Origin of the sequence: Candidatus Formimonas warabiya, assembly GCF_002777255.1 — a bacterium.
Lineage (GTDB): Bacteria > Bacillota > Dehalobacteriia > Dehalobacteriales > Dehalobacteriaceae > Formimonas > Formimonas warabiya.
This window is the reverse complement of sequence record NZ_CP017634.1, coordinates 442,137-456,477: the sequence shown is the minus strand read 5'-3', so window position 1 is coordinate 456,477 and position 14,341 is coordinate 442,137. Positions and strand designations below refer to the sequence as shown.

Sequence of the window (14,341 nt, the reverse complement as noted above, 5' to 3'; positions counted from 1 at the left end):
TTAAATAATATCATCTATCGGCATTCATATTTTTACCGGCGGGTTGCCCAACCTTATGAATAAGGACCGGCCCTCATTCTTCTAACTCCGGACCACCGACCTTGCCGAAATTACAAGGCCTTGCTCCCCGCCCTCCTGCCTTCATCGCTCCACTCGTTTTCTGCGCTTTTATTGACGAAACCGAAAATCGATCCTTATTACCGGACCTTATTTTGCAGGTTTTTGGAAGGGATATCGATCATGCCATGAACTGGGATATGCGCGGTCTATGCCTTTGGTAAAGAAACTTGTCACATTGGGGTCCACCTTTGCTTCGATCACATAAGGCTGATTGCTCGCCAATGCTCTTTTCACCGCCGTTCCAACCTCTTTGATGTCTTCCACTTTCTCTCCCATTGCTCCGTACGCCTTGGCAAGCGCCACAAAATCAGGATTATAAGGTTCTCCTGTTGACTTTCTGCGGAATTGTACCCAGGGATGAATTCTCTTAAACATGGCGATTTCTGCCTTGCGTTCAATGTTTAGATAGCCATTATTGAGAATAACCCAAACCGCAGGGATATCATATTCGACTGCAGTCGCAAGCACATTCGGCACCATATTAAAAGCGCCATCCCCCACAAGGGTTACCGCAGCCTTATCCGGATATGCTATTTTCGCACCCAGCATAGCTCCACTAGCCCACCCCATCGTGGCCATTCCTGGGTTGGCAAACCATGTTCGTGGCTGATACATTTTGGCATAAGCCTCCGCATATTGCATGATGTCGCCGACATCTACAAAAAGAAAGGCATCTTTTGGCATAGCTTCTTTAACTTCGTACACCAACTGACCCGGATGGATCAGATCCTCTTTCGCACTTGCAAAGTCTGCTACTACCCTTGCTTCCCAGTCCTTTTTGAAACCGGTAATTTCCCCTATCCATTCATCGCTCCCGAGAGAGTCGATACCTTTATTTTGCAGGTTTTCCTCCAGGTCTTTGATAAATGTCTGGGCATCGCTTACGATTCCTAATTCGCAGGGGTAATTTCTTCCTATTTCCTCCTGATCTATGTCAACATGAATAATTTTAGTTTTTGTTGAATCGTAGATCATGCTATCCCGCCAGTTAGCGGTGTGATTGTCGTTAAACCTGACACCTATGGCAATGACTACATCTGATTTACGTACAGCCTGTGCGGCACAATCCCATCCTGACCTTCCCACAGGGCCCAGTGCTAATTCATGATCTTCAGGAAGCGCACCTTTAGCAGTATAGGAGGTCACAACGGGAACTCTAAATCTTTCCGCAAAACCGCGCAGTTCATCTGTCGCCCAGGACAACATGACGCCCCCGCCGGCGACGACCACTGGTTGTTTTGCTTCTTTTACTATGCATGCCGCCTTCTCAACACTTTCCGCATCAGCCCGGACCCGTGAAGTAACAAGCCGTTTCAGGACATGGTATCTGCGCTCAGGTACTTCAGACAATTGAATATCCCAGGGAATTTGCACAAAAACCGGTCCGGGACGTCCGCTGATTGCCGTCTTGTATGCTTTTTGCAAAACGTCGACAGTATCTTCCGGGCGGGTTACTTGCCAAGCCCGTTTCACCAACGGCCGAAACACGGAAATCATATCCTCAGCCTGATTAAAATAGACTTCTTCAAAACCGCCTTTATCAACGAAATGGGTCGGCCCTGCGGCACAGATAGCCATAACTGCCGAAGAATCATTCATCGCATTGCATACAGCCTCAGGAAGGTTTATCGCGCCTGGCCCCTTGGTAACAAAGACTGGCGCCAGCTTACCGGTTGCCCTGTAGTAGGCATCAGCCATGTGAAATGAAATCATCTCGTTTTTACCTTGAATCCCCACAAACTCAGGGTGATCAACAAGGGCATCCATAATAGGCCATAATGCCCCCCCGGCGAAACCAAAGTAATGGGTCAAACCTGCTTCAACAAAAAAATCTACAATTGCATCCGCGGTCCTCATGAATCTTCACTCCTTTTCATTTAAAATTTTTTAAGGTTTGGATTTTATTTAAAAAACAATTCTTTCCGCCGCTCAAGGTTTATCGGTATTTCCATATTGTATTCAGGCACAGGCCAGCCAAACTTTTTCCTTTGACCTAGACGGAATACAGATGAATGTTTCTGTCCCTCCCAACCCACTCCACTTTGCGGGATAAGTTCCGGACTATGCTCCTTGATATGTAGATAGCCTGCTGCAACTGCTTCTTTCACCAATCGGGCGCCCCTTTCGGTTCGAACAAGAATAACCGCCCACCGTGGATTTTCTTCAGTAGGAACATAGATATCTCCAATCGAGATGTCCGACAGTTCTGCACTAAAGTCAGGGCACATAATACAGCGGTCTCTTTTATAAGGGGCAGAACAAAGGAAGTGCCAAGAATAATCATGTTTTGACATGATTGTTTTAGTACTTCCATCCTTCGTCTTAACTTCCAGATAGCCCGGCCAAACACCTCCACGGTAGTTTACCTTCGCCACATCTTCCAGTTCAACATTTCCAAATTCTTTTAACAAATGCTCAGTACCCATGAAATAATAATTAGAAGAGCAAAAAAGGCCGATTGTTAAATCAATGCTGTCAACCAGTCTCTTAGGTTTACCATAAAGCTGCATTTTTCGGACTGCTTGAATGTGACATCCACATCCAATTAAACCTACCTTGTTAAGCTTATTTGTTACTACGGCATCCCACAAAGCCGCATTCGTAGCTACCGGTGAATAATAAGAATTAACTTTTTGTTGCATGTATTCTTTACTGCTTGATGTAAATGTTCCTTTTGCCCGGTACGGATTGTCTGGATCATCTGAGGCAAACACCATCCCATCAATTGCACCGGAATCAAGAGCATAGGCAATCAGGGCGGAAGAAGCTCCTCCACTTGAACTTGTGGCACGCAAATCAGGATCTGTGGCATGGCCCCGGTAGGACTCTATCCAGATCCCCAACCTGTGCTCACTCTCTTTTCGCTCTCGCCCAAAGACCACCCGCTCTAAATCCGGATAAGGAATATAACGGCCCGGGCAAGTATGATAGCACTGTCCGCAAGAATCACATTCACCGTCCAAAACCGGCTCCAATTCCCCATCAACTTGTTTCAGTTGGATAATCCGCTTTGGACAACTACCCGCACATTGACCACATGTCGTGCAAAGGCCGGCAGATATTATGTCTTGTTTTAAATCATTAAAACCTTTCTTCATTTTTACCTCCAACTAGTTATTTTTGTAAGAAAATTGCCTAAATCCATTTTTTAAGATTTCAGTCTCAGGTTGAATTGAAGTAAAGTAATCCTTGGCTTTATCGCTCAAATAATTCCTGAATTCGCCATATCATCCCCCCCATATCAGAACTCGTTAAAACCTGTCAAAAAGAATAGAATGGCAGTTCGAATGTTAAGCTGCCTTACCAGATAGGATATAAAAATGCTCAGGCTATTTTGTAATATAAATTATAAATACTAGTGCCTTTTAAAATAATAGATAATGCAAAGAACCATTTTCTAAATGTTAAGTTGTCTTACCAATTTCAATTATAAAATGCTCACATTATTTTGTCAATATAATATACTGAATAACGGTAAGAATATTGTCCATATCCTCAAAGAGGGAAACGACTACATGTTTTACAAAGATAGCCAAGAATGGAACGGGGAAAGCGCTCATGGTAAAATCCAACAACAAGCCTCATAAGGAAGCCCCTTTTCCACTAAAGAATCTGCATCAGTATCTCCGGAGTAAACCATTCTGTTCATTTTTTGCTTTCGTTTAATTTCGCCAAACTTAAACCATGTAGAATTAATTTGATTTTTTCCTTAGAAAAAGGTTGCTGATCCTCCCGATAACGTTCAAGATAATAAGCTGCTGTTAAATCTGACAGTGACTCCGCTAATTGAGGATTTTTCTCCCGGAATAATGGTAATAAACGTTCAAAGTACTCTTGAGGTGTTTCTCCTAAAGTTCGTCCCAACCCATTACGTTTTCCCCATTTAAGAAAGAAATAATATAAATCGTACACTCCCCGGGGCGTGAGAGGTGATAATTCTTGCAAAAATAGTCTTACCTTGTGAAAAAAATATGTTAGGATGTCCTTAAACTGTGCAGCCAACTTGTTCCTATCGAAGTTAAAGGCAAAAGCATTTCTTTGATAGGAAGGAAGTGATTGCTTCATTAACATAAGATTTCGGATGACGCGCCCTAACCCTTTCACTGCAAGGATCAAGCTAACGGCTAAAAGTATTGCCAGAATTGTCCATAAAACGATCATGACCCATAGAGGTGTTGTATCTCCAAAATATGCATCAGTCACAACTGGTTCAGCACCGACTATTTTAGGCATGATTTTTGTTGGCCCAATCGCCCGATCAAGTCCTGTTTTATGGATGAATTGGGCTAATAAGCCCATACACACCATAAATGCCTGAATAACTTTTTCCAATAAATTTGCCATACGATTAGTGGCCACTATCCACCCCAGAAAAAGGCCTGCTGCAATTAACAGAACACAAAGCAAAAATGGAAACCAGGCGTTCAACTTGAAAGCGCTTAACTTTTTCGAGAATCCGTAGGAATGCGCAAAAGCTTCATTAATTAACCCTGTAAAAATAAAACCACCCAGGGCAAACCAAAAATAGGAAATCTCCAAGCCAAAATGTTGTTTAGCCAGCAATAGAAGAGCGCCCGTGTACAAGCCGATTTCAAAAATGCGTACCCGGTCCCTGGCAGGCAGCGGTTCAATTAACATAAACACATAAAGGGGCCACAGAATTGCTATTTCAACCATACCAGGAAGTGCTCCAGGCCACCATCCGGCTGGGGAAGTAATTATTTGGATCATGATCATAGGGAAAATACCGAAGATAGTTCCCAAGAGCATGTTAAATATTATGATTAATAGCACACTCCTTCCGCGACGTAAGAAATACTTATTGCCGGCGAGAGCTAAAGCTAAGGAAGTACCCCATAACCACCATGGAATAATTGTGCTCCTCAATCCAACCGCAGGATTTAACACCGCGGTTAAAGGATAAATAAAACAAATAATTTCTAAACACTGCCATAAGTTGGTCATAACCCGCTTCCCCTTTTCGGCATACCTTCCGAGAACTCCCCAGCCGGATTTAATCCCAATAGCTCTCTCAGCGAAGGATCATCTTCCCAGCCCGGTATTAACTGGATTTGCTCACAGACTCCTTCATATTCATTAGCCGGTTCTAACTGCATCCAAACAACTCTTTGCCTATGAGCAATTGTATTCAAACTTTCATGAAGCTCAGGCTCGGATGCGGCAGAGAGAACAATTAACGTCACACCAAGTGGAATTATGGCCCCATTTAACAAAGAAGATGGTCTTATTCTGAAAGCGCTGCGTTTAAGACAAGCCAAGGTTGCAAGGAGTTGGAATAAATGTCCGCTTGGGCTGCTGGTTGACGGTGATATGAAATAAGACTTCGGATCTTCAGATTGGGCCATAATATCTGTAAAAAAGCCCCACTCCTGGTTTTTTCCTGTCATTGCCGCTGCGATGGTAGCTGTCGCACTAACCAATACTTCCCAAGCTAATTCTTCCTTTTCTTTGGACCAATGTTGCGCGTTAAGGCTTCCCGTCTCTAAAAAAATATAACTTCGGTTAGCGGCTTTTCCTTCCCAAATATTTGATTTTAAAGACTGAAAGCGGGCGCTTGCTTTCCAATTTACCCGTCTAAGAGGATCAGATTCGTGATAGTCGCGAAGTCCTATGATAAACAAAGGATCTGTAAAAAGAAAATTTCGATCCGCTTTGTTCCCCAGTGGGTCTCTACGATTCAGTGCAAACCGCTCAGCAGGTAAAAAATGGGGATATACAATAACCTCAGGAAGGACCTTTACTGTTATTTCACTAAAGAAAAAGGCAAAAGGATCTCCACTTCTTAATTTAGCGGTACCAAAACGATAGTACCCCCTGCGTTTGAAACTTATCCTGTATTCATGGGTGCTGTTTTGATGCCAAAAAATCCAACCCAGCCGGGATATCTCCGCGCCGTCCTTTTCTAATCGAAAAGGACTTTCCTCTTCAACCTTTCCACCATCACTGGAAAAAAACCGTTCTAACTCCAGCCAGAGTATAGGCAAGGGGCTTCTATTGCCCACGGATATTTCGATCTTGATAGGATCAAGGGGAAACACCTCCCCGACAGAAATCCTCTCAGAAAAGACTACACCCTGCAACACAAATTTTGCCCAGGCACGGCTTAACAGCCAAACAATTACCACAAGAGTAACCAACATTACTAGTGAGTAATAGCGGTAATAAAGAGCGGCAAGCATTATTGCCGTTAACCCCCATAACCCCCGATCGCTAAATACCAAGCTGCCATGGTGGGCGCCTACCCGGGAAAAATTAGGCATAAAAATCGCCCTCTCTGAGGACAGGTACTGAGACAGTTTCTAATATTTCCTGAACAATATTTGTCCCGGTTACCCCCCGCATCCTTTCTCGAGGTTTTAAAACTAAACGGTGCGCCAAAACCGTTTTCGCCAAATACTTAATATCATCAGGAATGACGTAATCACGACCCCTGACCGCCGCTAAAGCCCGAGAAGCAAATAATAACCCCAGACTAGCCCGGGGGCTGGCCCCTACTGCAATTGCCTGATGCGCTCTCGTGGCGCAGCTGATATTTAGAAGATAGTATTTAAGAGACAGTTCGACTTTAACCTCAGTACATAATTTCTTACAAGATTCCACTTCCGTCGGGATTAAAATAGGCTTTAATGTATTTATCGGCTCGTTCCTGCTGTATGCATCAAGCATTATTTTTTCCTCATCCAATGTAGGATATCCTATAGGCAAACAAAACAAAAACCTATCTAATTGCGCTTCCGGCAAAGGAAAGGTCCCTTCCTGTTCAATCGGATTCTGGGTAGCTATAACCATAAAAGGCCGGGGCAGCATCCTGGTAATTCCGTCTAAAGTCACTTGACCTTCACCCATACACTCCAGAAGGCTGGATTGAGTGCGGGGTATCGCCCGGTTGATTTCATCTGCAAGGACAATATTACTCATCACCGGTCCTTCACGAAAGCGAAATGTTTCCTCTTTCTGATCAAAGTAGTTGTAGCCCGTTACATCTGCCGGCAAAAGATCGGGAGTAAATTGAATGCGTTGAAAAGAACAGTCTAAACATCGGGCTAACGCTTTAGCTAATGTCGTTTTACCGGTACCAGGCATATCTTCAATCAAAACATGCCCTCCGGACAAGAGTGCTACTAATAATAATTCTACTGCTTTGGACTTTCCCATAATCACTTTGCCCATAGCATCCTGGACTTCCTGAATCCGCATCTGTAAATGGGCCAGACCCTCCATTTAAAAACTTCCTTTCTAGATAAGTGATATTATAGAAAATCTATAGAAAAAAAGCAGATAATTCTCATCCACCTTTTTCTACCCTACAAGACCTACCACACTAATAACTTTTTATCCTCAGTAAATGTCTTCCTCTTCAAAAAAACTTTGTCTAATATATAAAATATGTTGTATCATATATTTTTCAGCTAAGGCACTGTCGCGGTCTTTTATTGCCGCAAAGATTTTCTGGTGCTGTTCTTGAAATTTCTTTAACCGTTCGGAAGTGGAACTTCTCCTTTTTAAAGTTTCCCACAAGTTCTCTAACCTAGCGTTGTTAATTATTTGCATGTACTTAGCCAATAAAGTGTTGTTTGCCGCCAGAGCTACTCTTTCATGGAATTGATTGTCCAACTGTACAAATTTGGTATAATTGTTTACATCATTATCTAGTTCGTCTAATTGATCAATGTAATGTGATAAATGATTTATATCTTCTTTCGTAGCATTCTTAGCCGCCAATTTAACTAGAAAAGTTTCAATGGCTAATCTTGCTTCAAAAATCTCCAATGGACTCGTTTGTGTTTCGATTTCGGACAGGACATTATCGATATCCATTAAGGTTTTCGCTTTGATAAAGGTTCCTTGCCCTACTCTGCTTTCAGTTAACCCCATGATCTCAAGTACGCGCAGCGCCTCTCTTATGGTAGGCCTGCTTGTCTGGAAACTTTCCGCCAGATTTCGTTCGGAGGGTAATTTGTTCCCGGGGTTTAGGTTCCCAGATTCAATTTGATTTCTGATCTGCCGGGCAATTTGTATAAATGCTTTATTATGTTCAATTGGGGAAAATAACGTCATTCTCTTCATTACCTTTCTAAATGATATAAACATCAGTCGTTGGCATCTTTCCAAGCCCTGACGCCTAAAAAATTAATTTAATTTCAAGAGCACCGACTCCAGCAGGTAGGCAGCTCCCCCTGTGAGAAAACAAAAAGGCAGACCCAAGGCCAATTTTGTTGCGGCAAACCTGATGCCAAAGATACTGCCCTCATAGGTGAAATCAAGAACTCCCATAAATGCCCATCCCGCAAATACGGAAACCATCGTACTCAGGCCTGCACCAGCCTTATAAATGGACGCCATGATCGGAAAAGCTGCATAAGGCCCCATGGCAAGGCACATTCCGCCAAAGGAACCTAGGATAATTCCTTTTATACCGGCCTCATGGGCCAGCCACTGCTGCACAAACTCTTTTGGTATAACAGCCTCAATCATCCCGGCCAGTAATAGTGCAGCGGCAATGAGGGGTAACACATTTATTAACTGCTTTCCGCCATCTTTTAACCCGTTAACATGTCTACCCTTCTTCTTATTGATGATTATTAAGGTAAAACTAAAAATTAGCAGTGGTACGAGCATCGCTTTCACCTTCTTTTTCCAGCAGGGATGTTACAATTTTATTCGGGAATAAACGATAGGATAATAAGCCCATCAAAAGAGGTGCAGGTAGAGTAATCAGGTAACGCAGAATGGCTACTTGAGGACCAATCAGGGCAATCTCGATCGGAAATCGGGTATAATTGTAAATACGCTTACCGGCAATAATAGAAAGTAGTATATGAAAGGGAATACCCTTCTTAAACATACTGCCTAGAAAGGAATACACTACGAAGGGATTACCAGGTAAAAAACCACCGCATAACGCACATATGAGTATCCCTTTAACCCCGGAAAATTTCTGTATCCAGTTATTAACCAATTCTGTCGTCAAAAGTTGTCTGAGCTGCCCAATAATGATAAATGCCGCCACAAGAAACAGCATGGTATCCATGGCTGTTTCCCAGGCATTATCTATTCCTTCCAGCACAAGGGGTAAGCCCCCCGTACAATAAGCAATAACGATTAATATCACTGTAGCCGCAGCAATGCTAATTATGGGAAGTTTCAACAGTTGGTCACCTTCCGCCTTGGTAAATTAAGATGATACGCAATTATATACTGTTAGGCAAATATGTGCCGTATCGTTGTTCAACGAATAAGTTACCGTATTAACCAATGGAAAGGATAATGAGTCAACCTATTCAGTCAACTTTCATTTTTGATTACACAAACGCGCTAAGGTCTCCCACATTCTCGTGTAACTTTTTTCAATTTGTTTTGCTTTTTCTTCCGCTTCTTTTTTATCTTTTTCCGTCACATTTATGTCACCGAAACTCTTGGCAATGAAATAACTTTTACACGCTCTCTCTAAAAAACATGCGATGATTGTGGCTTTCTCTATAGTCTCCGCAGCGACTACGACGCCATGGTTTTTCAATAGTACTACATTTTCATCACCCAGTTTTTCAGCTAAAGCGGCCCCTAATTCAGGTGTAGCTATCATGTGACTAGTCAAATCAAAATATGGTAGAGGCTTTACAAACAAAGCTGCAATGTTATTAACCGGCTTTAAGAGGTTTCCTGAAGCCGCAAAGGCAGTAGCATAAAGAGGATGTGTATGAATCACACAATGTATATCTGGCCGAGCTTTATATATTTCAACATGAAGAGCAGATTCTATACGTAATGAACGGTCACTGGATAGTACTTGATAGTTAAAATTAGCAATGTCAAAGTCCTCTGCCCGCATTTCACTTAGGCAAACACCCCGGCAATTGATATACATGGCATTATCCTGGTCAACCTTTCGGGCGCTCATATGTCCTAGATCAAGATCCTCATGTCCTTCCCTACTTAAAATACGGCAGGATATTGCTAATTTTTCTTCAATCTTCATGATTTTCTCCCTTTCATTTATTTTTTAGTAGTTTAATTCTTGCTGCTAGCTTTAGGTTAAGGGATACTTTTTCTGTTAGTGTCAACATGTTCGCAAAAACCATCAGAACCCCCAAGAAAGTTATGGCGCTTTTAATCGGTATCGGTAGCATCGAGTTGGGTTTGTCCGCTACTTACATCTTCGGAATTGACTGATGGTTTGCGAACTTATACTTTACAATACTCTAAAATTCAGATAATATAGGCTGTCAAGTAATATTGAATATAGTTTATTGCATTGTTGCCCCGCCGGTACTCTTTTGAATTGCGTCAATATACTTTGCCCAAGCTGTTTGCAGTTTTTCAATAGACTCCGCACATTCTTCTCCGCTGATATAAGTTAAGGGGTGGTCCGTATCCTTAGACCACTGAATTAGTTCTTCATCTTGCATTGTTTTTTCGAGAGCTTCTCTAAGAGTATCCACCATATACTGAGGTGTGTCAGGCGCAACACCTATCATTCTATACAATCCGGCAACCGTCGTCAGGTCAGGATATCCCAGTTCGGCTGAAGTAGAAACATCAGGTAAAAGCTCATTCTTTTCTGAATCCAAAACCATTAACGGTATTAAGTCACCGCTTTTAATATAATCTAATATGGATGTAATCGGATATATTAAAAGGTCTATCTCATTGCGCAGCATTGCCATGATTACTTCACTGCTGCCTTCAAAACCGGTAACAATCGTATTTGGTATTTTCATGTCCTGTCCGGCAGCAATAAGCAATAAATAATCCGTTGATCCATAACCCTGGGATCCAAAACGAACCGGTTTACTGGCATCAGCATTTTGTAGATCTTCTATCGTTTTAAATTTAGAATTTTTACTAACGCACATGACATATTTGTCGACAGCAAAAGCTCCGATCCACTTAACTTTAGCCAAATCATAATTGACTTTTTCCGTCATTTGAACGATCACGTTTCCTGGTATGTTGGGGTTAAGCAGTTTGGTCCCATCCGGTTCAGAATTATAAACAAACTCCAATGCTCTCCTATGTGCAGCCCCCGGCATATTCTCTACTAAAATTTGTATTTTGTCACCATTTGGTATATATTTTTGCATTGCACGGGAAACACCGCGTGCATAGGTATCAAAACCACCTCCGGGCTGACTTCCTACATACCAAGATATATTTTCCGTAGGGTACTCCGGATTGGTTGGTTGGCTTGCTTCCGAACTGCTTGGCTGATTTCCTTCTGAATTAGTGCCGCATCCGGAAAAAATTAGTACTAAACCCAATAGTAAAAGTAACATAAAAGGTATTTTAATTTTTTTATTCATTTGCATTAGCCCTCCATTAAATTAATCTCTTTGAAATTGAACTAAAGCAAAAATTATATTAAACTTCTAAGTTTAAAAACGAACTGGGTAAATTCTTTTATTTCTTATCACCTTCCATCTTTTTTATATAGGAGGCACCGGAAATTTCTTTTATCACCTCCCCACCTTTCCTATTAACTTTTTAAGATCTTTCTGTAAAAGATCTTAATCAGGTCTTTTGGTTATAGACTGACATGGGCACCAAAAAGCAGTCCTCTAAAAAGTTGGAAGTCCATCAGCAGCTCAAATACTACAAAAATAATAAAAGCTGTGGACAATGGAATGGCAATCGACTGCAACAAGGGTTTTTTGTGATACATCTGCATAAAGATAAAATAGAATATAGCAATACTCGGTATAAAACCGATCAAAAGTATGGCAATAAAAAACGCGACCATCCAGATCATTACAAACGGAGTTTTAGTGCTCTTGGGGCCATCTTGTTCAAATCTTTCCTCGCCAAACATATCCACATCAAACTTTTTACCAAATTCCGGCTTAAAGTCTCCAATCACAGCAAGTATCTGGAAGATTATAGTTATTGTCATAAAAAAAAGCGGAAGGAGCCTGGTATTTGGTCTATACCCCAAATTTATTAGCCAGTAAGCTGCCATAATTAATAATAATAGGATTGAAAACAATCGTTTCCTTAACAACTTGCCACTCCCTTTCCTTCTTTTTTCTTATTTCTCCAATTGGTAAAAGACGGCAGCATTAAAGACAAGATAATCAAAATAAATATTGTCAAAGATATTCCCCGTGTGAAAAAAATGGAATAATTATTATAATTCATCGACAGTGAGAGGAAAAAGTTTTTTTCTACCAAATCGCCGAGCACAAATCCTATCACGAATGTTATTGCGCTATAGCCAAATTTTCTTAGCCCATATGCAAGAAAACCAAACACAATGGCGGTTGCAACATCTAGGATATTTTTCTCTAAAACAAAGGCTCCTACCAGGCACAATGAAGTTATCGCCGGGATTAAATAGACAGGTTCTATTCTTGTTACTTTTGCGATCACGTTAGCAAGAGCAAGCCCAAATGAAGATGCAATGATGTTGGATGTTACCAAAGCAAGAATGATCACCCATACCATATCAGGATAGTCCCGCATCAGATGCGGTCCCGGGCGTATGCCAAGCATAACAAGCGCACCAATTAAAACCGCTGTTATTGCACTTCCCGGTATCCCAAACGCAAGCGTAGGAATAAGCGAGCCACCATCCTTGGCATTATTGGATGACTCAGAAGCGATAACCCCTTCCGGATGACCCGTACCAAACTTCTCGGGGGTTTTAGAAAACTGCTTTGCAAATAAATAACTAAGAAAGTTCGCTGTTGCGCCACCTACCCCGGGCAATATACCTATTCCTACTCCTACGAGAGAACTTCTTATAAAACATCCAAAATACCTGAAAATATCTTTTACACCTTCAAGAACATTGGAAAACGTAGTCTTATAATTTGGGGCTATAGCTTTTCCTGTTTCACCTAACGTAAACATTTGCGCAATGGAGAACAGTCCGATTACTACCGGTACTATATCAAAGCCTTCATAAAGATACATGGTGCCGAAACCAAGCCTAACTTCCCCGGAAAATGAACAAAATCCCACCAGAGCTAAACTAAGACCCAAACCACCCGCCGCCAGGCCTTTTACAATATTTCCCCTTGATGCAACGGCAATGCAACAGACACCAAATAAAACCAGCATGAAGAACTCCGGAGGGCCAAATTTTAAAGAAATAGCCTTGAAAAACGGCATGGCAATAATTAAACAAATGACCCCAAAAACCGCGCCCAGGCAAGAAGCGACCGAAGAGATCCCCAAGGCCCTACCCGCCTCACCATTCTGAGTCATGGGAAACCCATCAAAACAAGTAGCTGCATTTGTCGGCGTCCCTGGTGTATTAAGTAATATTGACGTTATTGACCCGCCAAAGGGAACAGCTCCTGCGGTACCCATAATTAACAACAATGCATTATTCACATCCATCCCATAAACGAAAGGTAATAGCATGCTTATTGCAGCAACACCACCCAAACCGGGCGCGGCTCCATATAACAGCCCAAAAACGCTTCCTAAAAACACATACATGAGACCTTTTGCCGAAAGTAAACATGAAAAAGCTATCCCCAAAGCGTCAAGAGTACTCATATTTTGGCACCACCTTCTCTTTAATTCTGGAATACTACCAAAAATATAGCGCGCTTTACCGGCACTGCAAATAATTTCATTTGTCACCCCCTTCTACCGTGTGTTTGCTCTCTTTCGCTCTCCTTTTCATTTTTATCTCTATATTTACACTAGTTAAAACGTGCCAAAAATAAACTTTATACCACAAATGTTAAGTTGTCTTACCAATTTGGATTATAAAATGCTCAGGCTATTTTGTCAATATAAATATTAATAACTTTTAAAATAATACTAATAGGGGAACATCCTGGCTATTTCTTAAAAACAAGCTGTCTCTCGGCTGTATAAACTTGCAGACTGTTTTTATCTCTTTAGGCTACATTACTGCTAAATAAGCAAAAACCGGTCTAGCCATTTAGATAAATTATCATATAGAAAAACTCAATTTAAAACTATTGGATAGAGTAAAAACAGTTGGCAGCCATAAACATTAAGGTTCTGGCAAAGTTGCCTTAGCAAGCAGTCCTCCAACTTTGTCAGGTTAGCCATTACCAATTATTATAATATTAAGAAGAAATGGAACAGTAAAGTTAAAAAAAGCCAAAATAGCACGAGTCATAAAATACCGTGATACTTTCTCAAGAATTCAAAAAGAAAAGTAATGAAAAGATCAAAATGAGCCTTAAAACGCTTTAAACCTGTCGAGTTGTCTGGCCATTAG

At 41.5% G+C, this 14,341-nt stretch carries 12 protein-coding genes; all 12 read right to left on the bottom strand.

Annotated features, from left to right (window positions below):
* Positions 1–207: 207 nt before the first annotated feature.
* The 12 genes from DCMF_RS02025 to DCMF_RS01970 all read right to left on the bottom strand — a co-directional run bounded on the left by DCMF_RS02025 (position 208) and on the right by DCMF_RS01970 (position 13,728).
* Positions 208–1,977, bottom strand: coding sequence for a thiamine pyrophosphate-binding protein (locus tag DCMF_RS02025; protein ID WP_148132890.1), 1,770 nt, complete (start codon positions 1,975–1,977; stop codon positions 208–210).
* A gap of 44 nt (positions 1,978–2,021) precedes the next feature.
* Positions 2,022–3,218 (bottom strand): Coenzyme F420 hydrogenase/dehydrogenase, beta subunit C-terminal domain, encoded by a 1,197-nt coding sequence (locus tag DCMF_RS02020; RefSeq protein WP_148132889.1) that lies wholly within the window; start codon positions 3,216–3,218, stop codon positions 2,022–2,024.
* 547 nt (positions 3,219–3,765) lie between these two features.
* Positions 3,766–5,085, bottom strand: coding sequence for a DUF4129 domain-containing protein (locus DCMF_RS02015; RefSeq protein ID WP_148132888.1), 1,320 nt, complete (start codon positions 5,083–5,085; stop codon positions 3,766–3,768).
* On the bottom strand, positions 5,082–6,401 hold the full coding sequence (locus DCMF_RS02010) for a DUF58 domain-containing protein (RefSeq protein WP_148132887.1): 1,320 nt from the start codon (positions 6,399–6,401) through the stop codon (positions 5,082–5,084). The genes DCMF_RS02015 and DCMF_RS02010 overlap by 4 nt, the downstream gene beginning before the upstream one ends.
* The gene (locus DCMF_RS02005) at positions 6,394–7,362 is read right to left on the bottom strand and encodes an AAA family ATPase (protein ID WP_148132886.1); all 969 of its coding nucleotides are present in this window, start codon (positions 7,360–7,362) and stop codon (positions 6,394–6,396) included. The genes DCMF_RS02010 and DCMF_RS02005 overlap by 8 nt, the downstream gene beginning before the upstream one ends.
* A gap of 117 nt (positions 7,363–7,479) precedes the next feature.
* Entirely contained in the window at positions 7,480–8,232 is a 753-nt protein-coding gene (locus DCMF_RS02000; RefSeq protein ID WP_148132885.1) for a FadR/GntR family transcriptional regulator, read from the bottom strand.
* A 39-nt stretch (positions 8,233–8,271) separates the two neighbouring features.
* Positions 8,272–8,760: a permease gene (locus tag DCMF_RS01995; protein ID WP_148132884.1), complete on the bottom strand. Its 489-nt coding sequence runs from the start codon at positions 8,758–8,760 to the stop codon at positions 8,272–8,274.
* Positions 8,735–9,208, bottom strand: coding sequence for a permease (locus DCMF_RS01990; RefSeq protein ID WP_214659033.1), 474 nt, complete (start codon positions 9,206–9,208; stop codon positions 8,735–8,737). Before DCMF_RS01990 ends, DCMF_RS01995 begins: the two co-directional genes overlap by 26 nt.
* 225 nt (positions 9,209–9,433) lie before the next feature.
* Positions 9,434–10,117 carry a class II aldolase/adducin family protein gene (locus DCMF_RS01985; protein WP_148132882.1) on the bottom strand — a complete coding sequence of 228 codons (684 nt, stop codon included), beginning with the start codon at positions 10,115–10,117 and terminating at the stop codon, positions 9,434–9,436.
* A 268-nt stretch (positions 10,118–10,385) separates the two neighbouring features.
* Positions 10,386–11,441 carry a Bug family tripartite tricarboxylate transporter substrate binding protein gene (locus DCMF_RS01980; RefSeq protein WP_214659032.1) on the bottom strand — a complete coding sequence of 352 codons (1,056 nt, stop codon included), beginning with the start codon at positions 11,439–11,441 and terminating at the stop codon, positions 10,386–10,388.
* 221 nt (positions 11,442–11,662) lie between these two features.
* Complete coding sequence (locus DCMF_RS01975) at positions 11,663–12,136, bottom strand: tripartite tricarboxylate transporter TctB family protein (protein WP_214659031.1); 474 nt, start codon at positions 12,134–12,136, stop codon at positions 11,663–11,665.
* The gene (locus DCMF_RS01970) at positions 12,130–13,728 is read right to left on the bottom strand and encodes a tripartite tricarboxylate transporter permease (protein WP_148132879.1); all 1,599 of its coding nucleotides are present in this window, start codon (positions 13,726–13,728) and stop codon (positions 12,130–12,132) included. Before DCMF_RS01970 ends, DCMF_RS01975 begins: the two co-directional genes overlap by 7 nt.
* Positions 13,729–14,341 lie beyond the last annotated feature (613 nt).

Coding starts and splice junctions, on each gene's coding strand:
- DCMF_RS02025 (WP_148132890.1), bottom strand. CDS start 1,977: ATGAGGACCGCGGATGCAATTGTAGATTTTTTTGTTGAAGCAGGTTTG.
- DCMF_RS02020 (WP_148132889.1), bottom strand. CDS start 3,218: ATGAAGAAAGGTTTTAATGATTTAAAACAAGACATAATATCTGCCGGC.
- DCMF_RS02015 (WP_148132888.1), bottom strand. CDS start 5,085: ATGACCAACTTATGGCAGTGTTTAGAAATTATTTGTTTTATTTATCCT.
- DCMF_RS02010 (WP_148132887.1), bottom strand. CDS start 6,401: ATGCCTAATTTTTCCCGGGTAGGCGCCCACCATGGCAGCTTGGTATTT.
- DCMF_RS02005 (WP_148132886.1), bottom strand. CDS start 7,362: ATGGAGGGTCTGGCCCATTTACAGATGCGGATTCAGGAAGTCCAGGAT.
- DCMF_RS02000 (WP_148132885.1), bottom strand. CDS start 8,232: ATGTTTATATCATTTAGAAAGGTAATGAAGAGAATGACGTTATTTTCC.
- DCMF_RS01995 (WP_148132884.1), bottom strand. CDS start 8,760: ATGCTCGTACCACTGCTAATTTTTAGTTTTACCTTAATAATCATCAAT.
- DCMF_RS01985 (WP_148132882.1), bottom strand. CDS start 10,117: ATGAAGATTGAAGAAAAATTAGCAATATCCTGCCGTATTTTAAGTAGG.
- DCMF_RS01980 (WP_214659032.1), bottom strand. CDS start 11,441: ATGAATAAAAAAATTAAAATACCTTTTATGTTACTTTTACTATTGGGT.